This window comes from Pseudomonas mosselii (assembly GCF_019823065.1).
GTDB classification, from domain to species: Bacteria; Pseudomonadota; Gammaproteobacteria; order Pseudomonadales; family Pseudomonadaceae; genus Aquipseudomonas; species Aquipseudomonas mosselii.
Genome location: NZ_CP081966.1, coordinates 2848420 through 2873740, shown reverse-complemented (window position 1 = coordinate 2873740; position 25321 = coordinate 2848420). Strand labels below are relative to the sequence as shown.

Genomic DNA, 25321 nt, shown 5'->3' with positions numbered 1-25321 from the left:
CATACCGGGCGATTCTCACGGTTTTGTTTCACACGGCGATCATCTTGCACGGGCAAGCTACCTGGCAGGACAAGGAGCGCCCCGTGAACGGACAACGTGGTTTCACCCTGATCGAACTGATGGTGGTGCTGGTGATCGTCGGTATCGCCAGCGCCGCCATCAGCCTGAACATCCGCCCCGACCCGGGCAAGCACCTGCGCGCCGACGCCGAGCGCCTTGCGCGCCTGCTGGAACTGGCGCAGAGCGAAGCCCAGGCCGATGGCCAGCCGCTGCGCTGGCACAGCGACCGCGACGGCTACCGCTTCATCCGCGCCGACGGCCAGATACTTGCTGACGGCCCACTCAAGCCGCGCAGCTGGCAGGCCGAGGCGGTCAAGGTGCAAAGCGAGCCCCGCGGCGCGGTATGGCTCGATGGCGAGTGGATCGGCACGCCACTGACCCTGCGCCTGCGCAGCGGCGCGCTGCGGGTGGAGCTGGCGCGCAACGCCGCCGGCCAGGTGCGGGTCAGCCAGCCATGAACCGGCAGGCGGGCTTCACCCTGATCGAAGTGATGATCGCCATCCTGCTGATGGCGGTGGTCAGCCTGATCGCCTGGCGCGGGCTGGACAGCGTCAGCCGCGCCGACCGGCATGTGCGTGAGGCCAGCGAAGACCAACAGGCGATCCTGAGGGTGTTCCAGCAACTGGAACGCGACCTGGCTCTGCGCGCCACCGTCGAGCTGGTCGAGCCGACCCTGCCCGGCCGCGAACCGCCTGGCAAGCCGTTGCTGCCCGCGGTGCGCGCCCGTGCCGACCGGCTTGAGCTGGTGCGCTCCGGCGCCGTCTCTGGCAGCGGTCTGCAACGGGTGCGCTGGTACGTGCGTGGCGGCACCTTGTATCGCGCCGCCGCGCCGCTGCGCGAGCGCTTTGCGCTGCCCGCGCCCAAGGTCGCGGTGGCGGTGCTGGATAACGTAAGCGCCTTCGACCTGCGCAGCTGGCAAGCCAAGGGCGGCTGGCGCGCACCGGCCAGCGAGGCCGACGACAACCCCATTGGTCTCGAGGTGCGACTTACCCGCCGCGGCCCTCAGGGCGAGGAGCGTTATCGCCAGGTATTGGGGCCGTTCAACTGACCAGCACCACGCCGCCCGGCAGCTCCAGACAGCGGGCACCATAGGCGACACGGATCAGTTCGGCGGCCTGGCGCAACTGGTCGAAACTGAACCGCGCCTGCACCCGTCGGCGCCCTAGCGTGGGGTTGAGCAACACCAGGCGACCAGGACGGTAGCGGTTGATCTCATCGATCACCCGGGCCAATGGCGCATCGCGAAATACCAGCATGCGCTCGCGCCAGGCCATCACCTGGCCCGGATCGAACGGTTCGGGCACACCGATGCCTTGGGCGCCATAGCGCAACTGACGGCCCGCCGGCAGCGCCTCGACGCGCCCCTGGAAGGCCACGCGCAACTCACCCCCCAGGCAAGTCACGCAGACACCTTCATCGTCCTCACGCACGTTGAATCGGGCCTGCTCGGTGCTGATCACCCCATCCTGCGCCCGCACCTGCAAGGGCTTGCCGGCCTGCACCTCGATTTCGCCGGCCAGCAGTGCGATACCCTCAAGTTCGCGGCTGACCCGGGTACGCACGTTCAGCTCAAGCTTGATCCCCGGCGCCAGCTCCACCCGTTGTTGCTCGCCGACCTCGGTGGCAAACGCCGGTGCTGGCGCCATGGCCGCCTCGAGCAGGCCGCCGCGCCAGACCACCAGCGCCACCGACGCCGCCAGCGCGCCACCCAGCAACGCCCGGCGACCGAGCAACGGCGCACCCTGCCCCGCCTGCCGTGCCGCAGGGCCGAGCAAATGCCAGAGTTGGCGTGCTTGGGCAAAGGCCTGGGCATGCGCCGGGCTGCGCGCGCACCACTGGCGCAGGGCCCGGGCATCGGCCTGGGTGGCCTGGCCGGACGTCAGCCGCAACAGCCAGTCCTGGGCCTGGCGCTGCAAGTCGGGATCGGGCGGAATCTGGGACATGGGGCTCACATGAAGAGGTCGACTATCGTTCAAGACGGTTTTCCCGCGCCGGGACCGAACCGCTGAAACACTTTTCTATCCAGGCGCATCGCGCAATGCCCCAGCGCCGCCTTGAGTTCCTTTTCCACCGTGCGCGTGGAGATGCCGAAGCGCTGGGAGATTTCCAGGTGCGACGCCTCCTCCAGGCGAGCGGCGATGAAGATCCGCCGGCGCCGGGCCGGCAGTTCGTAGAGGGCGCCCAGCAGGTTCTGGATCTCGCGCTGGCCGCCGACGATGCGCGCCGGGTCCTGGTCCTCGGCCACCTGCAGCAACGCCTCGATCTCGGCGCCGGTGAGCAGCCGGGCGTCGGCCTCGCGGCGGTCGGCGGCGACGTTCAGTGCCATGCGGTACAGGTAGGCGCCAGGGCGTTGCAGGTCGTGCGTCGCGTCCATGCGGTCAACCCGCAGGTAGGTTTCCTGCAGCACGTCGTTGGCCAGGTCATCAGAACCGAGTCGACGCCTCAGGCGTACCCTGAAGGCGTCGTAGGAGGTCAGAAACAGCTTGACCAGCGCACTGTCCCGAGGTTTGTTCATGCCGCCGCAGCTCCTTGCGAAAGTGGGCAATCCATAGGTTCCGGACGCAGCAGCAGGGTCAGCGGCTGCGCCAGGGATGTCGGCGGCGCCTGTTCCAGGCGCACCGTGCGCAGGCGCTCGACGAGCGCTGCGTCGCGGGTGAAATCGCCGGTCGAGGCCAGCAGGCGGCTCTGCACCAGCTGGCCGTTGACATCGATCCACACCTGCAAGGCCGCCCGGTAAGCGCCCGGCCGGGTCAGTGGCGAGGCGCACAGGGCGCGTTCGACCGCGTGTTGCAGCGCCAGCGCATAACTGCCCGGTGACAAGCCACCGGCGCGACCGCGTGCGGGTGTGCCGCGCAGGCGCAACGGTTGCAGGGTGAAGCCGCCGTCGCTGTAGCTCGCCTGCAGACCGGTGCCCTGCAGCAGTCGCTGCAGGCCTTCGCGCGCCGGATAACGGCCCACGACCGGGCTGGAGCGCTGACCGGCGAGCAAGGCCTGGTCGACCAGCACGGCCAGGCCACTCTGTTGGCCGAAGCTGTCCAGCGCCCGGTCCAGCGCCTGCGCCGGGATATCCAGGGTCAGCAACGGCTGGCCGCGCAGACCGGGAGCCGCCAGCAACCCGGCCAGCATCAGCACGCCGGCCACGAGCAATGCACGCACAGCTGTCCGGGCCTCCTTGCTGGCCGCCGTCGCCGGGGAAACGTCATCCTGGGGCCTGTGTATGACGCTGTGGTGACAGCCAGCGGCAACCAAAGCTTCACCCCGACGGCGGCCTGCAGGGGCTAGACTGCGCCGAAGAACGATTGCCCGGAGACCCGCCATGGCCCGCCTGCCCCTGACCACCCTGCCCCTGCTGCTGGCCTGTGCCCTGCCGGCGTACGCCGAACCGCCCAAGGACGGCCAGGGCTGTATCGACGTGCAGGTCGGCCAATCACGGGCACTGGCTTATGACTGCCTGACCCAGCAGCTGCAAGGCACTGACCCGCGCGCCGCCAAGGGGCTGCGCGAGCAACTGGATCCGGCGCGGCAGATGCAGCGCAGGGCGCCGAACCAGATGGGGCTGGCGACGCCGGCGGCGACCTCGACGCGCATGGGTAACAGTTTTGGCAGTTCCGTGGTGCCACAGCGGCCTTGAGGGGGTTGGCGGAGTCTGCTGGGTTTCTGGCGATAGAGTTGCAGCGCCTACAAGATCGAGCACCGCCCGCGCGACGCAAGGCCGCTCCTGCATCTGTTTCGGGCCAATCAATCCTGTACCAATGCCTGGTCCGCCTTGTTGGCCCGACGAAATTACAGCATGGACACCACTACCCCTCCCTGCGCAACAGATAGGTATCCATGATCCACCCCTTGCGCCGCCGCGCCTCCTCGCGCAACTGGATGATGCGTGCCTTCACCGCCAGCAACGGCCCGCTGACCAGCAACTCGTCCGGCGTGCCCAGGTAGGCGCCCCAATAGATCACCAATTGCGGGTCGTCCAGGTCGGCAAAGGCGCACTGGCCGTCGAGCATCACCAGCACGTTGTCGATCCGCGCCTGTTCGCCCAGGCGTCGCCCCGGCAACACGGTCAGCGGCTCGCCGATGCGGTTGAGGGGGATCTGGTGGCGGGCGGCCAGGGCCTGGATGCTGCTGATGCCGGGAATCACCTGCAAGGCCAGCGCCACGCCTCGCTCGCGCACCAGGTCGAGGATGCGCAGGGTGCTGTCGTACAACCCGGGCTCGCCCCACAGCAGGAAGGCACCGGTGTCGGCGGCGCCCAGTTCATCCTCGATCAGGCGGGCGTACAACGCGGCGCGCTGGACGTGCCAGTCCTGCACGGCACCGACATAGTCCGGCGCCTGACCGTCCCGACGGGGGTCCTCGACCTGCACCAGGCGGTAGCCGCCCTCGGGCCGGTAGCGCTCGATAATGACCCGGCGCAGGCGCACCAGTTCGTCCTTGTCAGCCCCCTTGTCGAGGACGAAGAACACCGTGGCGCGGCGCAGGGCCTCCACCGCCTCATAGGTGACCTGGCGCGGATCGCCCGGCCCGATGCCGATCAGTAGAAGCTGTTTCATCGCCTGCCCTGCCTGGTTGCCAGTGGTCATTGTCGACCGACCACCGGCCCTTTGGCAAAGCGGCTCAGAAGATCGAGAAGTTGTAGCTGACGATGACCCGGGTCTCGTCCATGTCGCGCGCCCATTTCTCGTAGTTGCTGCGGTAGGTGGAGTTGCGCAGGCGCACGCTGACGTCCTTGAAGGTGCCGGACTGCACCTGGTACTTCAGCTCGCTGTCGCGTTCCCATTCCTTGCCTTCGGCATTGCTGCCGGGAACCTTGACGTTGTCGCCGTTGATATAGCGGGTGAAGAAGGTCAGGCCGGGCACGCCCAGGGCCTTGAAGTCGTAGTCGTAGCGCACCTGCCAGGAGCGTTCCTGGGCGGCAGCGAAGTCGTTGACCTGGGCGTAGTTGACCAGGTACGGGTTGCTGCCGTCGAGGTACGGCATGGCGCTGTCGCCGTACATGCGCTGCCAGCCGGCGCTGAGCTTGTGGCCACCGAGGCTGTAGCCGAGCATGCCGCTGAAGGCGCGGTGGTCGATGTGCCCGGCGCGGGCGTTGCCGATGTCGTCGCTCTTGATCAGGCGCAGGTCGGCCGACAGCGTGCCGACCTCCAGTGGCTGGCTGGCGACCAGGCCGAGGAAGTGCTGGCGGTAGATGTCCTCAAGCTTGGAAACCTGGTACTGGGCGCTGACACGCTCGTTGACGCGGTAGTCGACACCGGCCAGGTCGAAGTGGTCGGCCTCGATGTCACAGGCATAGCGCTTGTTCTTGCAGTGCACGCGGATATCCTGGCGGTCGGTGGAGTCCCGCGCGGTGTACTGGTTCAGGCGCGCCAGGGTGAACTTGAGGTCGCGCACCTCCTCGGAGGTCAGCCAGGCACCGTGGAACATGGTCGGCAGCAGGCGGCCGTCGTTGTACTTGAGCAACGGCACGTCCGGCATCATCGATCCGTACTTGAGCACGGTATTGGACACTTTCACCTTGCCGGCGACACCCATCTTGGCGTACTGGTCGGCAGAGTGGCGCGGGTCGTGACCGGAAGACGGCAACAGGCCGCTGTTGCTGTCGGCGGGGCTGGAGTCGAGTTTGAAACCGACCATGCCCAAGGCATCCACCCCGAAGCCGACCGGCCCCTGGGTATAACCGGACTGGACATTCAGAATAAACCCCTGCGCCCATTCTTCGCGTTTCGACGCACCCTGTTTGGAACTGCTGTGGCCATCACGGAAGTCCCGGTTGAAATAGACATTGCGTGCTTCGACCTTGGCACTGCTGTCTTCAAGAAAACCGGCGGCCTGGGCGTTGACACCGGCACACAGGAAGAACAGGCCGGCAACTCGGCGCCCGGGGGCGAGGGGGAAAGGGGCAAACATGCGAGGGAACATCCAAAAGAAGGGCGAAAAACCATCCGGGCAGTCATCTGCACCGGCACTACGCGATGAACGAATACATGTCGACCATCATCCATAATTTTCCGCCAAAGGCTCTAGCCTGCGCCATGGGACCATGGTCTAACGCCGCTGCCAGGGTGGTTTCGAATAGCGCGTAAAAAACCGGCAAAGTTCCCGGCTAATTGATTGAAAGTTTGCAGTTTACCCACTCGCAAGCGACTACTACACTCTCGCTTAGCGAACAGCTTTACCCATCCACGTGGCCGGCGTTCAGTCAGTTTTCATGTTCGTCACGTCCCGCCACGGCAGACTTACAGGAGTGATGACAGTGTCCAGACTTGCAGAGTTTCGTGCTGCCGAAAAAGCGCTCAAGGAACAGATGGCACAACTGGAAGCGCTGAAAAAGGATGCCGGCCTTAAACGCGAAATCGAATTCGAGCAGAAACTAGTCGGCCTGATGAAAAGCTATGACAAGAACCTGCGCGACATCATCGCCATCCTCGATCCGAAGGCCGCGAGCCGCGCCCCGGCGCCGATCAAGCAGCAGCGTCGGCCACGGGTGGTGAAGGTCTACCAGAACCCGCATACCGGCGAGCGGATCGAGACCAAGGGCGGCAACCATCGGGGGCTGAAAGCCTGGAAGGAACAGTACGGGGCGCAGACGGTGGAAAGTTGGGTGCGGTGATGAAACCTCGACACCTGCTTCACACTTTTTTCACATGCGCAGGCCCAGTATCGAACCAGCTAAAGGACTAGCGACCCCATCACGCGCCCGCACATGCGGGCCTCTAATTCCAGCGCCCCGCACACGTGCGGGGCGCTTTCATTTGCGCTGGCGATGGACTTCCGTATCATGGTCCGCCTGTTTTAGGCCCTGATCCAGGAGTACCCATGAGCCTGCACGATCTGCAAACCCTGCCCGGCGTCACCGCCCAGCCGGACACCGCCACCGCCCACTTCGTGTTCAACCACACCATGCTGCGGGTCAAGGACATCGAGAAGTCCCTGGACTTCTACACCCGCGTGCTGGGTTTCAGCCTGGTGGACAAGCGTGACTTCCCGGAAGCGGCTTTCAGCCTGTACTTCCTGGCCCTGGTTGACCAGAAAGCCATCCCGGCCGATGACGCCGAACGCCACCAGTGGATGAAGTCGATCCCCGGCGTGCTCGAGCTGACCCACAACCACGGCACCGAAAACGACCCAGAGTTCGCCTACCACGATGGCAACACCGACCCACGCGGCTTCGGGCACATCTGCATCTCGGTACCCGACGTGGTCGCCGCCTGCGCCCGCTTCGAAGCCCTGGACGTGCCGTTCCAGAAGCGCCTGAGCGATGGCCGCATGAAGCACCTGGCTTTCGTCAAGGACCCGGACGGCTACTGGGTCGAGATCATCCAGCCGACCGAACTCAAGGCCTGATCGTCGGTCGCGCTCGTCGGGCCGGGAACTCCCGGCCCCTCGCTGTGGTATCTAGAAGGAGCGCCTGTTCCCAGCCACAGCGAGGTAAGGACGATGCAAACCCTTCACTGTGAATACCGCGACCACACCATCACCGCCAGCGTGATGCCTCACCCCGACTCGCCCCTGCCCTATGCGGCCGGTTGCGTGATCACCGATCCTGCGGGCCACTGCAGCCGGCGAATCTCGATGCCGATGAAGTTCTTCGCCGACCTGGAAAATGCCCAGCATGTGTCCCTGGCCCATGGCAGGGCGCTGGTTGACCAGCAGTTGGACGAGACTGGCCGGAAAGTGTTCTGAATCCTGTGACCTGCCCCGGCCGTATCGCCGGCACGCCGGCGATACGGCGCGTTAACGGCGCCCTGTAACAGGGACGTCTGGCGTCAACTTTCCCGGGCAAACGCCACGGCGGCTTGCATTTGCTCCGGTGTCGGCCGCACCCCGGTATACAGCACGAACTGCTCCAGCGCCTGCAAGGCGATGACATCGAGCCCGGTGATCACTGGCGTGCCAAGCGCCTCGGCGGCGCGGATCAGCGGGGTACGCGCAGGCATGGCCACTACGTCGAACACCCGCTGCGCCGCCTCGATGGCGGCTTCGGCAAACGCCAGTCGCTCGGCATCCGGCCCTCCGGCCATGCCGATCGGTGTGACATTGACCAGCATCGGCGGACACCGGTCGCCCAGCTCCGGCAGCCATCGATACCCGCAGACATCCGCCAACTGCCGCCCGGCCTGCTCGTTGCGGGCAACGATAGTGCCGTCACGGAATCCTGCATCCCGCAACGCACTGGCCACTGCCTTGGCCATGCCGCCACTGCCACGCAGGGCGAACGCGGTGGATGGATCGACCTGGTGTCGGGCCAGCAGTTGGCGCACCGCCAGGTAGTCGGTGTTGTAGGCCTTTAGATGGCCGTCGGTGTTGACCAGCGTGTTCGACGAGGCGATGGCCGCGGCGGACGGATCGACCTCGTCCACCAGCGCCAGGCAAGCCTCCTTGTACGGCATCGACACGCCGCAGCCACGGATGCCCAGTGCACGGATGCCGGCAACGGCAGCAGGCAGGTCTTGGGTGGTCATGGCCTTGTAGTAGTAATCCAGCCCGAGCTGGCGGTAGAGATGGTTGTGAAAGCGCACGCCGAACGTTCCGGGGCGCCCGGCCAGGGAGATGCACAGCACCGTGTCCCGGCTCGGTGAATGGCTCATCGCGGATCCTCTGTCATGGCTGAAACGATTGCGCCAGCGTAGCAGACCCTGCCGCCGGTCGCCCCTTACACAACCTTTACCCTTGCCCTGGCAGCAGTTGCGCAAAGATGGGGTCATAGTAATCGAGCCCCGAACGTGGGGTTGTCTTGTGAGGATCGACCATGAACCGTTTCATCCCCGGAATCGCCCTGCTGGTCGGCGCGCTGGCCGTCAGCGGGCAGGCATCCGCCCACGGTGGCGGCTGGTACGGCCCGGGGCCGGTCGTCGGTGCTGCCGTGGCCGGTGCGATTTTCGGGGCGGCCGTCTCCAGTGCTCCGCGTACCGTCTATGTCCAGCAACCACCGGCCTACTATCCACCGCCCCCGGTCTACGTGCAGGCGCCACCACCACCGGTCTACTACCAGCCTTACGTGGTCGAACGCTACGTACCGGCACCGCCACCGGTGTACCGTCGCTACTACGGCCCACCGCCGGTGTACTACGGTCCACCGCGCTGGTAGGCGCCATCGTTGATAAAAGCAATGACCACTATCGAGGACATTGATTTCTAACCCTGAGGGCATCTGCGTAAGGTGGAGCCATGTTCGAGAGGAGATCCATCATGGCCCCGATCCAGATCATGTCCGTTGTCGGCAGCGCGGTACCCGGCAGTCTGCGCCAACAAGGCCTGCTGGCCTGCTGGTACCTGCTGCGCAACGGCGAAACCATCAGCGGCCCGTTGACCAGTCGCCGCGCCGCTGAAACCCTGGCCGACCGTTTGCTTGGCCAGACGCTCACCGCCTGACCCGAAGTTTGTTGTGCGTTGCTCCCTACGCCTCTTGTTGCCCGCCGCCATGGCGGGCTTTTTTTGGGTTCTTCGCGGAGTCTGGGGGAAGAGCGAGTTGACAGTCAGGGAAGCAGGTAAATTGGCAGTCGCCAAACACACCCTTCACCTGTCCCTGCTGTCGCCGTGCATCCTATTGATCTTGCCGCTTTCTGGCCAGGCTACGACGCCGTTACCTGTCGCCCATCTACCGATAACACCCTCCTCATTGAGCTTGAACCTCAAGCCGGCTCTCTTCCTAAGTGCGGGCGTTGTGGCCAGTTCAGCCCGTTGATTCACGATCGCCGGATTCGTCTGGTGCGTGATCGTGATCTGTTCGATCAGCGCGTCCTGCTTCAACTACCAGTGCGCCGAGTCGATTGCCTGAGTTGTGGGCGGGTGACCGAGCGGATCGACTGGTTGGAGCCAGCATCTCGGCTGACCCAGCGGTTACGGATATGGCTCGAAAGCTTGCTGCGGCTGCTGCCGATCAGCCACGTCAGCCAGCTCACCGGCCTGCATTGGCACACCCTCAAAACGCTCGATAAACGACGCCTTCAAGCCGAGGTAGGCAACTTCGATTCAACCGGTGTCCGCCGCCTGGTGATGGACGAGTTCGCCCTGCACAAAGGGCATCGCTATGCCACGGTCATCATGGATGCCGAGCGAACGCGGGTATTGTGGGTCGGCCACGGCAACAGCCGCGAGGCGGTCCGCCCGTTCTTTGAATTGCTCGGCAAGCACTGCCAGCAGATAGAGGCGGTGGCCATGGACATGAACACGGCTTTTGATTTGGAGGTGAAGAAGCATTGCCCGCAAGCCGAAGTGGTGTACGACCTGTTTCACGTCGTCGCGCGCTACGGTCGGGATGTGATCGACCGTATCCGGGTTGACCAGGCCAACCTCCTGCGCGAAGACAAGCCGGCACGAAAGGCGGTCAAGCAAAGCCGCTGGCTGCTGCTGCGCAATCGCAACAACCTGAAGGACGGACAAGCCGTGCAGCTTCAAGAACTACTCGCGGCCAACCAGCCGCTGGCTACGGTCTATGTCCTCAAGGATGCGCTGAAGGATGTCTGGTTCGCCCCCAGCGTACGAGAGGGCTGGCGCCGCTGGCGAACCTGGTTGCGGCACGCCCGGGACAGCGGCCTCGCGCCGCTACAGCGCTTCGCTCGCAACCTGCGCAAATACGCCCGAGGCATCCTCGCCAGTGCCAACTTCCATATGCATACCAGCGTCCTTGAGGGCGTCAACAACCGCATCAAGGTGATCAAGCGTATGGCCTATGGTTTTCGGGACTCGGAATACTTTTTCCTGAAAATCAAGGCTGCCTTCCCCGGGAAAGCGCGATGAACCTTTTTTTGGGTATCACAAATGCCCTGAACCCGGCGCCGCCCAGGCCGCCAGGGGCAGCGGTGGTTGCTGGTCGAGGATCCGCCGCCAGATCAAGGCCAGCCTGCCGCCATCGAACAGGGCTGCGGCGCCGCCCCCGATCCACCCTCTGGGCTGGGTGACCACCCACCGCCCGGAGGGGTCGCGCCGGGCCATTTCGAAGCGGAAACTGTAGCTGCCCGGCATGCCCATGCGCAGATCGGTGACCACCAGCGAATCACCAATGATGTCGTAGCGCAGCCAGTCGTCGGTGAACCAGCGCAGCCGCTCGTGCAACGCCGAACCGCGAAGCACCCTGGCCACCTCCAGGTTGCGCGACTGGCGCAGCATCTCTGGAGACTCGCGATCAAACCAGCTGCTCACACCTTCGTAGTAGTCACCCTCCGGTGTTTTCGCCAGTGTCCGCCAGATCAGGCTGTTGAAGGCTATAGGCACCGCACGGACCTCGCCGGGGGTGACGCCTTGTGCCCGCAAGGCCAGCTCGAAGCGCTGCTCGGCGGCCATGCGCCCAGCCAGGCCGAACCCCAGGTACGCGGTACTGCACGCCAACGCCAGCGCCAGCAGCGAGGTCGACCTGCCCTGCAGCCCCTTGATCGCCGTATAGCCGACCGCCAGCAGCAACGGCACGGTGTACACCGGGTCGATGATGAACACGGCGGCCCAGCTCTGCGGCGTCAGGTGCAGCGGCCAGAACAACTGGGTGCCGTAGACGGTGAAAGCGTCGAGAATGGGATGGGTGACCAGTGCCAGCCAGAAAGCCAGGAACAGCCGGGGCCGGGTGTAACCCTTGTCCGGCCAGCGCCAGGCAACCAGCCAGGCCAGCACCAGGGCCAGCCCAGTCAGGACAAAGATCGAGTGGGAAAAGCCGCGATGAAAAGTCATCTGCGACACCGGATCGGCGTAGCGGATCACCACATCCAGATCGGGTACGGTGCCCAGAGCGGCGCCGTAGAGCAATGCGCGGCGGCCTTGCAGGCGACCCAACACGGTGCCTTGCAAGGCTGCGCCGAGCACGGCTTGGGTAAGTGAGTCCAAGGTGGCGATTCTCCCGCACGATCGACCAAGGTAACCAGAAACGCGCGCAAACCGTCCGAAGGCCTGCGCGCTGGCGAGGGTCACATGGCGTGACGCAGCATTTCCACCACCTGCGCATGCAGTGCTGGATCGCCGCAAGCCACCACGCAACCGCCGTTCTGGGCCGAACCGCCATCCCAGGCGGAGATCACCCCGCCCGCGCCTTCGATGATCGGCATCAAGGCCTGCACGTCATACGGCTGCAGGCTCGCCTCGACAATCACATCGACAAAGCCCGACGCCAACATGCAATAGGCGTAGCAATCACCGCCGTAGCGCATGAGGCGAGCCTTGCCGGCCACGGCCTCGAAAGCCGCCTTGCGCGCCGGGGTATCGAACATGTCGGGGGTGGTGCACATCAGCGTGGCCGAGTTCAAGTCAGCACAGCCACGGGTCTTGAGCGGCGTCTGCCCACGCCAGGCACCTTGGGGGGTGCCGACGAAGCGCTCGCCCGTGAACGGCTGGTTCATCACGCCGACCACAGGGCGCGCGCCATCATTGAGGGCGATCAGGGTGCCCCACAATGGCAGACCGGTAATGAAGGCGCGGGTACCATCGATCGGGTCAAGCACCCAGGTCAACGGGCTGCTGCCCATTGCCGTGCCCTGCTCCTCACCCAGGATGCCATGGTCCGGATAACGAGACTGGATCAATCGGCGCATCGCTTCTTCGGCGGCCTTGTCGGCGACGGTCACCGGATCGTAAAGGCGCCCACCCTTGTCCTCGACGTCCAGGCTGGCGCGAAAGTAAGGCTTGATCGCCTCCGCGGCGGCATCGGCCAGCTGCTCGGCGAAAGAGCGGAATTCGTCGGTCTGTTCGGGGCTCAGGAACATGGAGCGGGCCTCGTGATTGAAAGGACCCGCATGATACCCGACTGCGCGGCGCGGCGGATGACTGGCACCGACAATGATATTGTTATGCCATTATTGCTACTTCATTTAATCGTCACTCAATCGTTGTACTAGCATAGCAAGCAGCTCCAATGGCCCCGCCGGCAGTCAAGGATGCTGGTCACTGGCGCGCGCGGGCCCCCGTTCCACCGCATATCATGGATGACACGATGAATTCGCACCTGCTGTTTCCGCAGATCGGCAAAGCCATATCCAGTACCGGTAGCCGCCACTTTCCCAGGCACCTGCACGACTTGATCCAGACCCACCTGACCATTGACGCGACGCATATCCGTCAACTGCGAATCGACCCGGCGTGCGCCAGCCAGCCTGACACGACACTGATCAACGAGACGGTGTTCAGTGCCGGCGATCCCGGTGAGGGCTTCGACGATTCGTCGCGCTTGCACCTGACCCGACGCAAGGATGGCTACCGCTACGAAATCACCGTGCTGCGGGCGGGCACGCGCAATGGTTTTTCTGCCATCGAACGCAGCCGGTTGGAAGATATTTCGCCCTTGTTGCTGCCTATGCTCGAGAAGCACATCAATGCGTTGCAGCCCGCCACCGTCGGGCTGGCGGATCTGGACAGCCTGGGTCAACGGTTCCTTGAACGACTGCATCAAACCGGAATCAGCCTCTCGGAACGCGAGATGCAGGTATGCAAAGGGCTGCTGGCCGGGCGTACGGCGCCACAGCAGGCGCAGCACTTGCTGCTGAAGGTCAATACAGTGGAGAGTTACCTGCGCCGCGCCGCAATCAAGTTGGGAATCAGTGGCCGGCATTCGCTGATGCGGTGGATGTATGCCGAGGCCTGAGGGTTGTCACCGGCTTGGTCCCGGTGACGCACGCGGACTATGCGGGGGTTGGAGAAATGGGGCAGCAGGCACAGCAGCCATGACGTTGTTCAGGGTTACCGCAGGACTTGAGAGTCAGCGCTGGCGCGCCACCTGCCACAACCGCGCCACATCCCCGGCCCGCGCCTTCAATAACGTCTTTGCCTCGGCGCAGGCCTGTTCCAGGCTCATCGGCCCACTGGCCAAGGCAAAGGCGGCATCGATGCCCTGTGCGTACAACTGCTCGTAGCCGGCCCCCAGGGTCCCCGCCAGCACCACCACCGGCACGCCGTGGCGCTTGGCCACCCGCGCCACGCCGAGCGGCGTCTTGCCGCGCAGGGTCTGGGCATCGAAACGGCCTTCGCCGGTGATCACCAGGTCCGCGCCCTGCACCAGCTCATCCAGGCCGGCCAGCTCGGCAACGACCTCGACGCCCGGGCGGAACCGCGCGCCCATGAACGCCTTGGCGGCGAACCCCATGCCCCCGGCCGCGCCGCTGCCCGGCTGGTCACGCACATCCTTGCCCAGCAGCGCCGCGCAATGATCGGCGAAATGCGCCAGGGCCAGGTCCAGGGCCTGCACCTGCTCGGGACTGGCACCCTTCTGCGGGCCGAAGATCGCCGAAGCGCCGTTGGCGCCGCACAGCGGGTTGTCGACATCGGCGGCGACGTCCACCCGCACCTGCGCCAGGCGCGGATCCAGATCGCTGGCATCGATTCGCGCCAGTTGCGCCAGGGCCAGTCCGCCCTCGGCCAAGGGCGCGCCCTGTGCATCCAGCAGTCGCAGGCCCAGCGCGCGCAGCATGCCGCTGCCGCCATCGTTGGTGGCGCTGCCGCCGATGGCCAGGACGATGCGCGAGGCACCGGCCGCCAGCGCCGCGGCCACCAGCTCACCGGTGCCCCAGGTGCTGCTGCGGCAGGCGTCGCGCTGGCCGTTGGGCACCAGCTGGATGCCACTGGCCTGGGCCATCTCGATCACCGCCGTGCGGCTCGCGGCCAGCCAGCCCCAGCCCGCCTCGACCGGCTCGCCCAACGGGCCGCGCACCACCTGGCGGCGCAACTCGCCCTGGCTGGCGGCGACAATCGCCTCCATGGTGCCTTCACCGCCATCGGCCATCGGGCATTCGATGCGCTCGGACGCCGGCCAGACCTCGGCCAGGCCGGCGGCGATGGCGCGGGCGACGCCGGCGGCGTCGAGGCTGTCCTTGAACGAGTCGGGGGCGATGACGATCTTCATGGGGATTCTCCTGTCCTGTTGCCGTGCATGCTGACAGGTGTGCGCCAGAGCGGCCTCGGTCGGATGCACAAAACACAAGGGCGTTGTTTGGGCGGATGCCTGTTCGCGACGCTACAACCCCTTTGCCGGCAACAGCTGCAGTCCCAGATACAGACTCAACATCCCCTCCATCCGCAACGGATCCACCTCCCCCAACTCGGCAATCCGCTCCAGTCGATAACGCAGGCTGTTGCGATGGATCCCCAGCGCCTCGGCACAGGCTTGGCTCTGACCATCATGGGCGCACCAGGCGCGCAAGGTGAGCAGCAACTGGCCGCTGGCATCCTTGGCGCGGATGCGTTGCAACGGTTCGAGCAGTTCATCCAGCGCATCGTCGTTGCGATGCCGCCAGAGCAACGCCGGCAGGCGATAGCGGGCCAGGCTCAGCAGGCGTTCGTCAGGCAGCACTTCTCGGCCATAGGCCAGCAGGTCGCGCACCCGTCGATAGCCACGGCGCAACTGCTCAAGGCTCTGCGCCGGACTGCCCAGCGCCAGGCGTTCCACGTCCCAGCCATGGCGCTGCAGGCGCTCGAACAGGCGCGGCTCGTCCAGCACCACGCCCGCCGGACGGCACCACAGCAACGACTGGCGCGCAGGACTGACACACCAGCTGTCCGGGTAACGGTTCATCAGCCAGGCCGACAGCGCTTCGGCCGGCGGCCCGGCGCGCAGTTCGAACAGACAGGGAATTCGTGGCAGGTTGGGCTTGAGCCCCAGTTGCTGGGCCTCGTCGACCAGGCGAGGTGAATCACCGCTGCCACCCAGCAACAGCGCCAGCAGGTCGTCGCAGCGCTGGCGACGCCATTGCTGCTCCACCTGCAGGTGACGCTGGGCCAGCAACATCTCGGCGGTCATGCGCACCAGCTCGCCGTAGGTGCGCAGTTGCTGCGGATCACCGGTCAGTCCCAGCACGCCGATCAGCCGGCCATCGAGCATCAGCGGCAGGTTGACACCGGGCTGCACGCCTTTGAGGCACTTGGCCGCGTCCGTATCCAGTTCAACGATACGACCGTTGGCCAGCACCAGCTGCGCGCCTTCGTGGCGGGTATTGATGCGCTCGGGCTCGCCACTGCCGAGAATCAGGCCCTGGCTGTCCATCACGTTGACGTTGCACGGCAGGATGGCCATCGCCCGATTGACGATGTCCTGGGCCAGGTCGTGGTCCAGCTCGAACATTCCAAGTGTCCTTCGACTTTGGTCGGCGGCACAGCAGCCTGCACCTGAGGCTGTGCAAAAGCACAAAGACAGCCGCGCTACACTCCCCGAGACTGCTCAAGGCGAGCGCCGGCACAGGCGACGCGGTGACAACCATAACAACAGAGAACCCGATCATGGCACACAGCCCCGCCCCTGACCAAGGCATCGAGAGCACCCGCAACGCGCTGTACCGGCGCATTACCCTGCGGCTGATCCCGTTCATTTTCATCTGCTACCTGTTCAACTACCTGGACCGCGTCAACGTCGGCTTCGCCAAGTTGCAGATGCTCGACGCGCTGAAGTTCAGCGAAACCGTGTACGGCCTCGGCGCCGGCATCTTCTTCATCGGCTACGTGCTCTGCGGCCTGCCCAGCAACCTGGCGCTCAACCGCTTCGGCCCGCGGCGCTGGATCGCGCTGATGATGATCGCCTGGGGCAGCCTGTCCACCTGCCTGCTGTTCGTCACCACCCCCACCGAGTTCTATGCCCTGCGTCTGCTCACCGGCGCCGCCGAGGCGGGCTTCTTCCCCGGCGTGGTGCTGTATCTCTCGCGCTGGTTCCCGGCCGACCGCCGCGGCCGCATCATGGCGCTGTTCATGTCGGCGATCCCGGTGTCCGGCCTGCTCGGCGGACCGTTCTCCGGCTGGATCCTCGACCACTTCGCCGCCGGCCAGCATGGCCTGGCCGGCTGGCAGTGGATGTTCCTGATTCAGGGGCTGCCCACCGTGGTACTCGGCGCGCTGGCGATCGTACTGCTCAGTGACGGTTACCAGAGCGCCCGCTGGCTGAGCCCGGCCGAGCGCCAGCTGATCGAGGCGGACCTGAAGGCCGACGCCGCCAGCAAACCGGCCACCCGCGGCGACAGCGTGCTGTCGGTGCTGAGCAACCCGCTGATCTGGACCTTCGGCTTCGTCTACTTCTGTATCCAGAGCGGTGTCTACGCCATCAACTTCTGGCTGCCGTCGATCATCAAGAACATGGGCTTTGACAGCCCGCTGCTGATTGGCTGGCTGAGCGCCATTCCCTACCTGCTGGCCGGGGTGTTCATGATCCTGGTCGGACGATCGGCGGACCTGCGCAACGAACGCCGCTGGCACCTTGTGGTGCCGATGCTGATGGGCGCCCTGGGCCTGCTGATCGCGGTGAACTTCGCCGGCAGCCCGACCATCGCCATCCTCGGCCTGTCCATCGCCACCATGGGCGCGCTGACCGGCCTGCCGATGTTCTGGCCGATGCCGACTGCACTGCTGACTGCAGGCACCGCGGTGGCGGGCCTGGCGATCATCAACTCGGTGGGGCAAATGGCGGGATTCCTCAGCCCTTACCTGGTGGGCTTCATCAAGGACCAGACCGGTTCGACCGACGCGGCGCTGTATGCGCTGGCGGGGTTGATCGTGGTCGGCAGCCTGGTGGCGTTGCGGGTTTCGCGAGGTGGTAGTGCCGTGTTGGCTGGAGCCCGCTAGACAGCAGACAACCTCATCGCGGGGCAAGCCCGCTCCCACGCCTGTAGCCAGCCGGCACAGGATCTGTGGAAGCGGGCTTGCCCCGCGATGGTCATAACGCTAGTTGCGAGGCTTCCACCCCGCCTCGTGCAACGCCGTCAACAGCGTGTCTCCCTCCAGCGCCGGCACCACCAGCCCGCCCTTGCCCTGCATCGTCCGCCCCGCCAGCAAGGCGTTGACGATCGCCTCCTCCACCGCCTCCGCCGCCGCCATGAACAGCGCCGAGATATGGTCGTTGTTGAGCATGCGCACCGCCGTGCACTGCGCCAGCCCTTTGCGCGCATAGTCCGCTGCGGGCAGGTCCTGGTTGCCGGTGGAAAACGCCAGGAAGATATCGCCGCTGGAGTCCTCGGTACCGCCGCCGGTACGGGCGATACCGATCGACGCCCGCTGCGCCAGGCGCTGGCACTGGTGCGGCAGCAAGGGCGCGTCGGTGGCGATCACCACCACGATCGAACCCATACCCGGGGTGCCCGCCTCGGCCTCGGCGAAGGGCGACGGCAGGTGACCCAGCTGACGCCCAACCGGATAGCCGTCGACCCGCAGCTCGCGCCGCTGGCCATGGTTGGCCTGGACCAGGACGCCGACGGTCCAGCCCCCCTGGTCATCTGCCAGGCGCCGCGAGGCCGTGCCGATACCGCCCTTGAACTCATGACAGATCATTCCCGTGCCACCACCCACCGGGCCTTCCTGCACCGGGCCGGACTCTGCGGCCTGCTGCGCCTCGCGCACCTGCGCCGGCGTCACGTGCTGCCCCCAGATGTCATTGAGCAGGCCATCATAGGTTTCCATCACCACTGGCATGCACCAGTACACCGCGTCGTCGGGCAGGCGCTCGCGCTCGGCGGCGATCAGCGCGTCGCGCACGACGCCGACGCTGTGGGTGTTGGTGATGGCAATCGGCGTGGTCAGCAGCCCGGCCTCGCGGATCCACTCCAGCCCCGTGGCGTCGCCATTGCCGTTGAGCACATGGCAACCGGCAAAGCACGGTTGCTGGCGGGCCACACCCGCGCGTGGCTCGATCAGGGTCACCCCGGTGCGGATCGGCACCGGGCGTTGTTCGTCGACCAGGGTGCTGTGGCCGACCCGTACTCCCGGTACGTCGGTGATGGCATTGAACGGGCCCGGGGTGCCGTGGCCGAGGGTGATGCCCAGTTGACGCGCACGCATGTGTACTCCTTGGATGCTCACAATTTCTGGAAAGTCGGGCTGAGGCGGCCGTGGGTGCTGTACAGCACCATCGACACGGCCAGCAGCCCGAGAATGATCGACAGGTCGCGCAGCGACGCCTCGCGCAGCAAGGTCACCAGCAGCCAGCCGGCGCCGCTGACCGCCAGCAGGGCCGGCAACGGCCACAGCGGCATGCGATACGGGTGCTCACGGTCGCGCCGCAGTACCCGGCTGCACAGCGCGCAGGCCGCCACCACCAGGTAAATCAACAGCAACAGCAGCACGGTGAACGAAGTCAGTTGCTCCAGGCTGCCGGACAGGCTCAGCAATGCCGAAGGGACGGCCAGGAACAGGGTCGCCAGCCACGGCGACTCCCAGCGCGGATGGATCAGCGTGAAGGCGCGATTGAGGGTTGGCGTCCAGATCGCATCGCGGCCGCTGCTGTAGACCACCCGGCCGACCTGAATGACGATGGCGACGATGGCGTTGAACACCGAGAGGAAGATACCGGCGCTGACCAGTCGCGCCAGGGTCTCGTTGCCATGGGCGGTCAGCAGGTAGCCGATCGGATCACCGCTGGCCAGCATCGCCTGCAGCGACGGCGCGCCGATCAGCAGCGCCGCCAGTGGAATCACCTCGATCGCCACCACCACCGCCAGCGACCACAGCACTGCGCGGTGCACGGTACGGCCACGGTCTTTCATGTCCTCGGCGAGCAACACCGCGCCACCGTAGCCGTTGAAGGCGAACAGGGCCATGCCCACCGCCCCCAGCACCAGCGCCCAGGGTGCGACGACCAGGCTGCCCTGCTCGAGCATCTGCGGTTGCAGCAAGCTCGCCACTGGCTGGCTGGCGTTGCCGAAACCCAGTGTCACGATCACCAGCAACGCGGCGACCTCGCAGAACAGGAAAAGCCCGGTGATCCAGGCGTTCAGGCGAATATTGAGGATGCCCAGCGCATAGCTCGACACCACGATCACCAGGGCCACTGCCTGGGTGTCGAACGTGGTACCCAAGGCGTTGTTCAGGTAGGTGGCGGCACCGGCGGCGAGCACCGGCGGGATGAACAGCATCGAGGCCAGCACGGTGAGGAAGGTGGCGTAGCCGGCCAGCCCACCGAACACCCGCTTGGCGTACACGTACTCACCGCCGGCGGAGCTGTGGGCACGCCCCAGTTCGGCGTAGCACCAGGCGAACATCAGCGCCAGGGCCGCAGCCATGATGAAGGAAAGAAAGGCGCCGCTGCCGGCCTGCTGGATGGCGAACGGGGCGATGACGAACACGGAACTGGCCGGGGTCACCGCCGACACGGTGATGGCGACCACGTCGAACACCCCCAGCCGTTGCTGGAGCGCGCCCGTGGGCGCTGCGCTGGAGCTCATGGCGTTTTTCCTCTGGTTGTTATTGGTTGTGAGGGGAAAACCGGTCACGCGGCCGCTGGACCTGGGCTGGACTGTAGGCCGAGCGAACGCCCGGGCCAATTACCCTTAGGGGGTACGCCCCTTGACGCCGAGGTGAAAAGCTCTGAACACTGCGGGAGCCTTGTCGCGGGCGAGCCCGCTTCCTTCACTCTCATGGCGCCGCCGCATGCATAACCTGTTCACCGAAGCCAGTACCCACGCAGGCCTGGCCCGCACCGTCGAGCAGATCGGCCAGCCGCGCTTCTGGCGCCAGCTGATCCTGTTGCTGCAGCAATGGCTGGCGTTCGACAACGCGCTGGCGATGGTCTACCCGCGCGCCGGCCTGCCCCGCGCGCTGGAGATCTTCGATGCCCGGGGCGAAGGCAATCCCGAGGCCATGGCCTTGTACCTGAGCGGGCTGTACCAGCTCGACCCGTTCTACCAGGCCTGCCAGGAGCGCATCGGCGATGGTCTGCATCGCCTGGAGGAAGTGGCGCCGGACCAGTTCCGCCAGAGCGAGTACTACCTCAAGTACTTCCACGACCATGTGCTGGAAGACGAAGTGCAGTTCATCGTGCAGTTGGGTGAAAGTGGCGCCCTGTCGTTGTCGCTGGGCCGCCGCGAGCGGTTTGACAGCGCCAGTCATGGGTTGCTGGCGGTGGTGTGCCCGTGGGTAGTCGCGCTGATGGCCCAGCACTGGCTGCAGCTGAGCCTGCGCCCGGCGCCAGCGACGGGCATGGCCCACCAAGTACGCGACGCCATGAGCCTGTTTGGAGCGAAAGTGTTGTCGGAGCGCGAGCTGGAAATCGCCCGAATGATCCTGCGCGGGTACTCATCCAAGGCCATGGCAGAGCGGCTGGCCATTTCGCCGGAGACCATCAAGGTCCATCGTCGGCACCTGTACGCCAAGCTGGACATCTCATCGCAGCCGGAGTTGTTTTCGCTGTTCCTGCAGTCACTGGGACATGATCCGCAGGACCCGTGACGACCCTGGGGGCGCATTGCGCCCCCAGGCTCCCAAGCCAGACTCAGCGTCTGGCGACCCTCCCCGCCACGCGATCCACCGCGATCCGGGTCTTGTCCACCAGCTCGTCCAGCTCGCTTCGGCTGGCCACCAGCGCCGGCGCCATGATCATCCGCCCCAGGGTCGAACGGATGATCACTCCTTCCTCGAAACCGAAGGTGCGGCACTGCCAGGCCAGGTCGTTCTCGTTGGCGAAGCGCTTGCGCGTGGCCTTGTCCTCGACGAACTGCAGCGCCGCCACCAGTCCGGCGCCCTGCACCTCGCCGATCAGCGGGTGATCGGCGAACACCTCACGCAGGATGCGCTGCAGGTACGGACCGGTGTCGTCCTTGACCTGACGCACGATGCCTTCATCGCGCAAGGCCTTGAGGTTGGCCACCGCCACCGCCGCCGCCACCGGGTGGCCGGAATAGGTCAGGCCGTGGGCGAACACCCCGCCCCGCTCCACCAACGCCTCGGCGATGCGCTTGCTCAGCACCAGGCCGCCCATGGGCACGTAGCCGCTGGTCAGGCCCTTGGCGATGGACAGGGTGTCGGGCTCGAAACCGAAGTGCTGGTGGGCGAACCACTCGCCGGTACGACCGAAACCGCCGATCACCTCGTCGGCGCACAGCAGCACATCGTACTGGCGGCAGATGCGCTGGATCTCCGGCCAATAGCTCTCGGGCGGGAAGATCATGCCGCCGGCGCCCTGGAACGGCTCGGCGATGAAACCGGCGACGTTCTCGGCGCCCAGTTCGAGGATCTTCTCCTCCAACTGCAGGGCGCAGCGGCGGCCAAACTCGGCCGGGGTCAGCTCGCCACCCGCGGCGAACCAGTAAGGCTCGTCGATATGCGCAACGTCCGGGATCAGCCCGCCCATTTCATGCATGAACTTCATCCCGCCCAACGCCGTGGCCGCCAGGGTCGAGCCGTGGTAGCCATTCCAGCGGCCGATCATGATCTTCTTGCTCGGCTGGCCGACCACCTGCCAGTAGCGGCGCACGGTGCGGATCAGCACCTCGTTGGCCTCGGAGCCGGAGTTGGTATAGATGGCGTGGCTGTAGTGACCCGGCAACAGGCTGAACAACAGCTCGGACAGTTCGATCACCGCCGGGTGGGTGGTGTGAAAGAACATGTTGTAGTACGCCAGCTGGTCCATCTGCGCGGCGGCGGCGGCGGTCAGGTCCTTGCGACCGTAGCCGAGCTGGGTGCACCACAGGCCGGACATACCGTCCAGGTAGCGGCGGCCGTCGTTGTCCCACAGGTACAGGCCTTCACCGCGGGTGATGACCCGTGGGCCCTCGGCGTTGAGCGCCTTCTGGTCGAGGAAGGCGTGGATGTGGTGGGCGGCGTCGCTGGCCTGGTAGTCGCGGGTGTCGCGTTTGGGCGAGAAAGGTGCGTTCATTGTCGTGCTCCTCGGGTGAATGTCAGCGCAGCTGGATCCAGGTGGTCTTGAGCTGGGTGTACTTGTCGAACGAATGCAGCGAGAGGTCGCGGCCAAAGCCGGACTGGCGCCCGCCGCCGAAGGGAACGGTCACATCCAGGGCATCGACGGTGTTGACCGACACCGTGCCGACCTTCAGCCGCCGGGCCACGCGGTGGGCGCGGTTGAGGTCGTCGCTCCAGACCGATGCGGCCAGGCCGTAGACGCTGTCGTTGGCCAGGGCGATGGCCTGCTCCTCGTCGTCGAAAGCACTGACCGCCAGCACCGGGCCGAAGATCTCCTCGCGGGCCAGGGCCATGTCCTGGCGCACGTCGGTGAAGATCGTCGGCGTGATGAAATTCTGCGAGCCGTTCACGCTCAGCCGCTCGCCGCCGCACAGCAGGCGCGCGCCCTCGGCCCGGCCCTGGGCGATGGCCGCTTCGATGCGCGCGGTCTGCCCGGCATCGACGATGGCGCCGGCGCGGCTGGCCGGGTCCAGCGGGTCGCCCGGCAACCATTCACGGGCCTGGCGCAGCAGGCGCTCGACGAACTCGTCATGGATCGAGCGCTGCACATACAGCCGCGAGTTGGCCGAGCACACCTCGCCCTGGTTGAAGAAGATGCCGAACGCCGCCTTCTGCGCCGCCAGATCGAGGTCGCGGCAGTCGTCGAACACCAGGTTCGGGCTCTTGCCGCCGCATTCGAGCCACACCTGCTTGAGGTTGGACTGCGCCGAATACTGCATGAAGTACTTGCCCACCTGGGTGGAGCCGGTGAACACCAGGCAGTCCACGTCCGGGTGCAGGCCCAGGGCGCGGCCCGCGGTCTCGCCCAGGCCCGGCACCACGTTGAGCACGCCCTCCGGCAGCCCGGCCTGCAATGCAAGCTCCGCCAGGCGCAGGGCCGAGAACGGCGACTGCTCGGCGGGCTTGAGCACCACGCTGTTGCCTGCGGCCAACGCCGGGGCAACCTTCCAGGCGGCCATGTCCAGCGGGAAGTTCCACGGCACCACCGCGCCGACAACGCCCAGCGCCTCGCGGCTGATCATTGCCACGGCGCTGGCCGCGGTCGGCGCAACCTGGTCGTAGAGCTTGTCCAGCGCCTCGCCGTACCAGGCGAAAACGTGGGCGGCGCCGGGGACGTCGATGTTGTAGGCGTCCATCACCGGCTTGCCCATGTTCAGCGAATCGAGCAGCGCCAGCTCCTCACGGTGGGCCAGCATCAGCTCGGCCAGGCGCAACAGCACGCGCTTGCGCTCGGCCGGAGCCATGCGTGCCCAGGGGCCGTGCTCGAAGGCTCGGCGGGCGGCACGCACCGCTTGGTCGATCTCGTCGTCGGCGCAGGCGGCGACCTGGGCCAGGCAACGCCCGGTCGCCGGATTGACGGCGGCGAAGGTGACGCCGTCGCGGGCCGCCACCGGGCGGCCGTCGATCAACGCGGTGGTGATGAAGCTTTGCCGTGCAGCGCGCTGCTGCCAATCGCTTTTCGTATGCACGCAGGTCTCCCCTCCGGCCACACGCGGGGCCGGTGATTGTCGTTGTCTGGATGAAGTGAAACGGTGGTTCAGCGCCGTCGCAGGTAGCTTTCCAGCGGGTCCTTGCTCAAGCCTTCCTGGGCCTGGGCCAGCGAAGCGATGAACAGCGAGAACAGCTCGGCCTGGGTGGCGATGTCGAGCTTGGCGTAGAGGTTCTTGCGGTGGGTCTTGACGGTGTCCTCGCTGATCCCCAGGCGTTCGGCCAGCGAGCGCGTGGAATGGCCGCGCAGCAGGTACTGGGCGATATGGCATTCACGCTCGGTGAGCAGGGAGGAGCCGAAATTGTTCAGCGCGGCGTTGATCTGCCGCCCAAGCACGCTCTCGAAGCGTCCGCCCAGGGCCTCGGCATCCAGCTGCCCCCAGTGTCGGCGCACCACCGCCACCACCCAGGCAGCGACGCACTTGAGCTCGGCCACCTGGCGGCTGCCCAGGCGCCGGGTGCTGCCCAGGGCCACGGCGATGGACAGCTGGGCGTCCAGCGGCACCAGGTAGTTGAGTTCGTCCTCCAGGTGGGCATGCTGGTAGAACGAGGTGTAGTACTCGCTGCGCTTGAAATGATCGGGGGCGACATCGCTGAGGCGATAGCAGCCGGCGGGCATGCCGTCCATGCAGGCGCGGTAGAACGGGCACAACAGGTAGTAGCCTTCGAGGTACTTCTGCACGTTGCCCTCCGGCAGCCAGGGTCCCTCGTCGTCCTTGGCGAACAGTGCCGAGGGCAGGCCTTTGCGTGGGTACAGGAACACCGTGATGGCCTGGCACGTCGCCAGTTGGTTGAGGGCGGCGAACAATGCCTCGACGAAAACGGGCGTGCCAATGGCGTCGACCACGCGGGCCATCTGTGCGTACCAGTCGGGCGAATTCAGCTGGGCGTTGCTCATTGTTGTTGTCCCCGCCAGGGTGAGTGCTGGGCGGGATTGTTTCATGGGGGGGGACGGGCGGCTATCACCCTTCGGGGTGAGGAAGATGAGGGACGAGTCTTAATTGCCGCACGATCCTTTTAGGAGCGGCCTTGTGTCGCGAAAGGGGCGCGCAGCGCCCCCAGGTTTTCAGCGTTGATGCACCTATCGCCGGGGCCGCTTTGCGGCCCTTTCCGACCGGTCCGACGCCTCGGCAAGACCGCTCCTACAGATTGCGCGCTATTGCTACAGTACCGCGTCGGGCCGGGAATGCGCGTGATG

27 protein-coding genes are annotated in these 25321 nt (G+C 66.0%); 12 read left to right on the top strand and 15 right to left on the bottom strand.

All coding sequences use genetic code 11. The features are described from left to right. Positions 1-83: 83 nt before the first annotated feature. Positions 84-518 carry a type II secretion system minor pseudopilin GspH gene (gspH, locus tag K5H97_RS13315; RefSeq protein ID WP_028692231.1) on the top strand — a complete coding sequence of 145 codons (435 nt, stop codon included), beginning with the start codon at positions 84-86 and terminating at the stop codon, positions 516-518. Further along, on the top strand, positions 515-1108 hold the full coding sequence (locus K5H97_RS13310; protein WP_028692230.1) for a type II secretion system protein GspJ: 594 nt from the start codon (positions 515-517) through the stop codon (positions 1106-1108). The genes gspH and K5H97_RS13310 overlap by 4 nt, the downstream gene beginning before the upstream one ends. On the opposite strand, the gene K5H97_RS13305 is transcribed toward K5H97_RS13310, so the two are convergent. From K5H97_RS13305 to K5H97_RS13295, 3 genes are read right to left on the bottom strand one after another with little or no spacing between them, the layout of a single operon-like run. Further along, positions 1101-2003: a FecR family protein gene (locus K5H97_RS13305; RefSeq protein ID WP_028692229.1), complete on the bottom strand. Its 903-nt coding sequence runs from the start codon at positions 2001-2003 to the stop codon at positions 1101-1103. The two genes, K5H97_RS13310 and K5H97_RS13305, sit on opposite strands and share 8 nt — an antisense overlap. A 29-nt stretch (positions 2004-2032) precedes the next feature. Continuing rightward, complete coding sequence (locus tag K5H97_RS13300) at positions 2033-2575, bottom strand: RNA polymerase sigma factor (protein WP_028692228.1); 543 nt, start codon at positions 2573-2575, stop codon at positions 2033-2035. Beyond that, the gene (locus K5H97_RS13295; protein WP_232853941.1) at positions 2572-3216 is read right to left on the bottom strand and encodes an STN domain-containing protein; all 645 of its coding nucleotides are present in this window, start codon (positions 3214-3216) and stop codon (positions 2572-2574) included. The genes K5H97_RS13300 and K5H97_RS13295 overlap by 4 nt, the downstream gene beginning before the upstream one ends. A 160-nt stretch (positions 3217-3376) precedes the next feature. Between K5H97_RS13295 and K5H97_RS13290 the strand changes: the two genes are divergently transcribed. Further along, entirely contained in the window at positions 3377-3691 is a 315-nt protein-coding gene (locus tag K5H97_RS13290; protein ID WP_028692226.1) for a hypothetical protein, read from the top strand. Positions 3692-3860: 169 nt separating this feature from the next. On the opposite strand, the gene cobF is transcribed toward K5H97_RS13290, so the two are convergent. Then, a complete protein-coding gene (gene cobF / locus K5H97_RS13285; RefSeq protein WP_028692225.1) occupies positions 3861-4610 on the bottom strand; it encodes a precorrin-6A synthase (deacetylating) in 750 nt (249 codons plus the stop codon). 64 nt (positions 4611-4674) lie between these two features. Beyond that, positions 4675-5964, bottom strand: coding sequence for an OprD family porin (locus tag K5H97_RS13280; RefSeq protein ID WP_028692224.1), 1290 nt, complete (start codon positions 5962-5964; stop codon positions 4675-4677). A gap of 346 nt (positions 5965-6310) precedes the next feature. Here K5H97_RS13280 and K5H97_RS13275 point away from each other — a divergent pair, with 346 nt between their 5' ends. From K5H97_RS13275 to K5H97_RS13265, 3 genes are all read left to right on the top strand, one after another. Then, positions 6311-6667, top strand: a complete 357-nt coding sequence (locus K5H97_RS13275; RefSeq protein ID WP_028692223.1) for a histone-like nucleoid-structuring protein, MvaT/MvaU family — start codon at positions 6311-6313, stop codon at positions 6665-6667. Between the two features lie 206 nt (positions 6668-6873). Next, positions 6874-7401, top strand: a complete 528-nt coding sequence (gloA, locus tag K5H97_RS13270; protein WP_028692222.1) for a lactoylglutathione lyase — start codon at positions 6874-6876, stop codon at positions 7399-7401. A 93-nt stretch (positions 7402-7494) separates the two neighbouring features. Next, positions 7495-7740: a hypothetical protein gene (locus K5H97_RS13265; protein ID WP_028692221.1), complete on the top strand. Its 246-nt coding sequence runs from the start codon at positions 7495-7497 to the stop codon at positions 7738-7740. A gap of 83 nt (positions 7741-7823) precedes the next feature. Here K5H97_RS13265 and K5H97_RS13260 read toward each other — a convergent pair whose 3' ends face one another. After that, a complete protein-coding gene (locus tag K5H97_RS13260; RefSeq protein WP_028692220.1) occupies positions 7824-8645 on the bottom strand; it encodes a shikimate 5-dehydrogenase in 822 nt (273 codons plus the stop codon). Positions 8646-8806: 161 nt separating this feature from the next. On the opposite strand from K5H97_RS13260, the gene K5H97_RS13255 reads away from it, so the two are divergent. The 3 genes from K5H97_RS13255 (at position 8807) to K5H97_RS13245 (ending at position 10797) form a co-directional block, all read left to right on the top strand. Continuing rightward, entirely contained in the window at positions 8807-9145 is a 339-nt protein-coding gene (locus K5H97_RS13255; protein WP_028692219.1) for a hypothetical protein, read from the top strand. Positions 9146-9246: 101 nt separating this feature from the next. After that, a complete protein-coding gene (locus K5H97_RS13250) occupies positions 9247-9429 on the top strand; it encodes a hypothetical protein (RefSeq protein WP_028692218.1) in 183 nt (60 codons plus the stop codon). A 165-nt stretch (positions 9430-9594) separates the two neighbouring features. Beyond that, on the top strand, positions 9595-10797 hold the full coding sequence (locus tag K5H97_RS13245; protein ID WP_003464938.1) for an ISL3 family transposase: 1203 nt from the start codon (positions 9595-9597) through the stop codon (positions 10795-10797). Positions 10798-10812: 15 nt separating this feature from the next. Here K5H97_RS13245 and K5H97_RS13240 read toward each other — a convergent pair whose 3' ends face one another. Both K5H97_RS13240 and hisN read right to left on the bottom strand, forming a co-directional pair. After that, the gene (locus tag K5H97_RS13240) at positions 10813-11871 is read right to left on the bottom strand and encodes a metal-dependent hydrolase (RefSeq protein ID WP_028692071.1); all 1059 of its coding nucleotides are present in this window, start codon (positions 11869-11871) and stop codon (positions 10813-10815) included. Between the two features lie 80 nt (positions 11872-11951). Continuing rightward, positions 11952-12743: a histidinol-phosphatase gene (gene hisN, locus K5H97_RS13235; protein WP_028692072.1), complete on the bottom strand. Its 792-nt coding sequence runs from the start codon at positions 12741-12743 to the stop codon at positions 11952-11954. A gap of 227 nt (positions 12744-12970) precedes the next feature. Here hisN and K5H97_RS13230 point away from each other — a divergent pair, with 227 nt between their 5' ends. Continuing rightward, positions 12971-13618 (top strand): helix-turn-helix transcriptional regulator, encoded by a 648-nt coding sequence (locus K5H97_RS13230; protein ID WP_028692073.1) that lies wholly within the window; start codon positions 12971-12973, stop codon positions 13616-13618. 114 nt (positions 13619-13732) lie between these two features. Here K5H97_RS13230 and K5H97_RS13225 read toward each other — a convergent pair whose 3' ends face one another. Next, positions 13733-14872 carry a glycerate kinase gene (locus tag K5H97_RS13225; protein ID WP_028692074.1) on the bottom strand — a complete coding sequence of 380 codons (1140 nt, stop codon included), beginning with the start codon at positions 14870-14872 and terminating at the stop codon, positions 13733-13735. 111 nt (positions 14873-14983) lie between these two features. Then, entirely contained in the window at positions 14984-16087 is a 1104-nt protein-coding gene (locus tag K5H97_RS13220) for a sugar diacid recognition domain-containing protein (RefSeq protein ID WP_028692075.1), read from the bottom strand. 155 nt (positions 16088-16242) lie between these two features. Here K5H97_RS13220 and K5H97_RS13215 point away from each other — a divergent pair, with 155 nt between their 5' ends. Continuing rightward, positions 16243-17571, top strand: coding sequence for an MFS transporter (locus K5H97_RS13215; protein WP_028692076.1), 1329 nt, complete (start codon positions 16243-16245; stop codon positions 17569-17571). A 99-nt stretch (positions 17572-17670) separates the two neighbouring features. On the opposite strand, the gene K5H97_RS13210 is transcribed toward K5H97_RS13215, so the two are convergent. Further along, positions 17671-18780: a DmpA family aminopeptidase gene (locus K5H97_RS13210; RefSeq protein ID WP_028692077.1), complete on the bottom strand. Its 1110-nt coding sequence runs from the start codon at positions 18778-18780 to the stop codon at positions 17671-17673. A 17-nt stretch (positions 18781-18797) separates the two neighbouring features. Further along, positions 18798-20162, bottom strand: coding sequence for an APC family permease (locus K5H97_RS13205; RefSeq protein ID WP_028692078.1), 1365 nt, complete (start codon positions 20160-20162; stop codon positions 18798-18800). 205 nt (positions 20163-20367) lie between these two features. On the opposite strand from K5H97_RS13205, the gene K5H97_RS13200 reads away from it, so the two are divergent. Continuing rightward, entirely contained in the window at positions 20368-21165 is a 798-nt protein-coding gene (locus tag K5H97_RS13200; protein ID WP_028692079.1) for a helix-turn-helix transcriptional regulator, read from the top strand. Positions 21166-21208: 43 nt separating this feature from the next. Here the strand turns inward: K5H97_RS13200 and K5H97_RS13195 are convergent, their stop codons facing one another. From K5H97_RS13195 to K5H97_RS13185, 3 genes are all read right to left on the bottom strand, one after another. Beyond that, positions 21209-22591: an aspartate aminotransferase family protein gene (locus tag K5H97_RS13195; RefSeq protein WP_028692080.1), complete on the bottom strand. Its 1383-nt coding sequence runs from the start codon at positions 22589-22591 to the stop codon at positions 21209-21211. Between the two features lie 22 nt (positions 22592-22613). Then, positions 22614-24104: an aldehyde dehydrogenase gene (locus K5H97_RS13190; RefSeq protein ID WP_028692081.1), complete on the bottom strand. Its 1491-nt coding sequence runs from the start codon at positions 24102-24104 to the stop codon at positions 22614-22616. Positions 24105-24172: 68 nt separating this feature from the next. Further along, positions 24173-25021 carry a helix-turn-helix transcriptional regulator gene (locus tag K5H97_RS13185; protein WP_028692082.1) on the bottom strand — a complete coding sequence of 283 codons (849 nt, stop codon included), beginning with the start codon at positions 25019-25021 and terminating at the stop codon, positions 24173-24175. Positions 25022-25321: the final 300 nt, after the last annotated feature.

What these genes read in the sequence shown, in the direction of transcription:
- K5H97_RS13205 (WP_028692078.1), bottom strand. Translation starts at nt 20,162, where the DNA reads ATGAGCTCCAGCGCAGCGCCCACGGGCGCGCTCCAGCAACGGCTGGGG.
- K5H97_RS13230 (WP_028692073.1), top strand. Translation starts at nt 12,971, where the DNA reads ATGAATTCGCACCTGCTGTTTCCGCAGATCGGCAAAGCCATATCCAGT.
- K5H97_RS13265 (WP_028692221.1), top strand. Translation starts at nt 7,495, where the DNA reads ATGCAAACCCTTCACTGTGAATACCGCGACCACACCATCACCGCCAGC.
- gloA (WP_028692222.1), top strand. Translation starts at nt 6,874, where the DNA reads ATGAGCCTGCACGATCTGCAAACCCTGCCCGGCGTCACCGCCCAGCCG.
- K5H97_RS13195 (WP_028692080.1), bottom strand. Translation starts at nt 22,591, where the DNA reads ATGAACGCACCTTTCTCGCCCAAACGCGACACCCGCGACTACCAGGCC.
- K5H97_RS13255 (WP_028692219.1), top strand. Translation starts at nt 8,807, where the DNA reads ATGAACCGTTTCATCCCCGGAATCGCCCTGCTGGTCGGCGCGCTGGCC.
- K5H97_RS13260 (WP_028692220.1), bottom strand. Translation starts at nt 8,645, where the DNA reads ATGAGCCATTCACCGAGCCGGGACACGGTGCTGTGCATCTCCCTGGCC.
- K5H97_RS13210 (WP_028692077.1), bottom strand. Translation starts at nt 18,780, where the DNA reads ATGCGTGCGCGTCAACTGGGCATCACCCTCGGCCACGGCACCCCGGGC.
- K5H97_RS13305 (WP_028692229.1), bottom strand. Translation starts at nt 2,003, where the DNA reads ATGTCCCAGATTCCGCCCGATCCCGACTTGCAGCGCCAGGCCCAGGAC.
- K5H97_RS13280 (WP_028692224.1), bottom strand. Translation starts at nt 5,964, where the DNA reads ATGTTTGCCCCTTTCCCCCTCGCCCCCGGGCGCCGAGTTGCCGGCCTG.
- cobF (WP_028692225.1), bottom strand. Translation starts at nt 4,610, where the DNA reads ATGAAACAGCTTCTACTGATCGGCATCGGGCCGGGCGATCCGCGCCAG.
- hisN (WP_028692072.1), bottom strand. Translation starts at nt 12,743, where the DNA reads ATGTTCCTGAGCCCCGAACAGACCGACGAATTCCGCTCTTTCGCCGAG.
- K5H97_RS13310 (WP_028692230.1), top strand. Translation starts at nt 515, where the DNA reads ATGAACCGGCAGGCGGGCTTCACCCTGATCGAAGTGATGATCGCCATC.
- K5H97_RS13220 (WP_028692075.1), bottom strand. Translation starts at nt 16,087, where the DNA reads ATGTTCGAGCTGGACCACGACCTGGCCCAGGACATCGTCAATCGGGCG.
- K5H97_RS13300 (WP_028692228.1), bottom strand. Translation starts at nt 2,575, where the DNA reads ATGAACAAACCTCGGGACAGTGCGCTGGTCAAGCTGTTTCTGACCTCC.
- K5H97_RS13225 (WP_028692074.1), bottom strand. Translation starts at nt 14,872, where the DNA reads ATGAAGATCGTCATCGCCCCCGACTCGTTCAAGGACAGCCTCGACGCC.
- K5H97_RS13200 (WP_028692079.1), top strand. Translation starts at nt 20,368, where the DNA reads ATGCATAACCTGTTCACCGAAGCCAGTACCCACGCAGGCCTGGCCCGC.
- K5H97_RS13250 (WP_028692218.1), top strand. Translation starts at nt 9,247, where the DNA reads ATGGCCCCGATCCAGATCATGTCCGTTGTCGGCAGCGCGGTACCCGGC.
- K5H97_RS13185 (WP_028692082.1), bottom strand. Translation starts at nt 25,021, where the DNA reads ATGAGCAACGCCCAGCTGAATTCGCCCGACTGGTACGCACAGATGGCC.
- K5H97_RS13290 (WP_028692226.1), top strand. Translation starts at nt 3,377, where the DNA reads ATGGCCCGCCTGCCCCTGACCACCCTGCCCCTGCTGCTGGCCTGTGCC.
- K5H97_RS13215 (WP_028692076.1), top strand. Translation starts at nt 16,243, where the DNA reads ATGGCACACAGCCCCGCCCCTGACCAAGGCATCGAGAGCACCCGCAAC.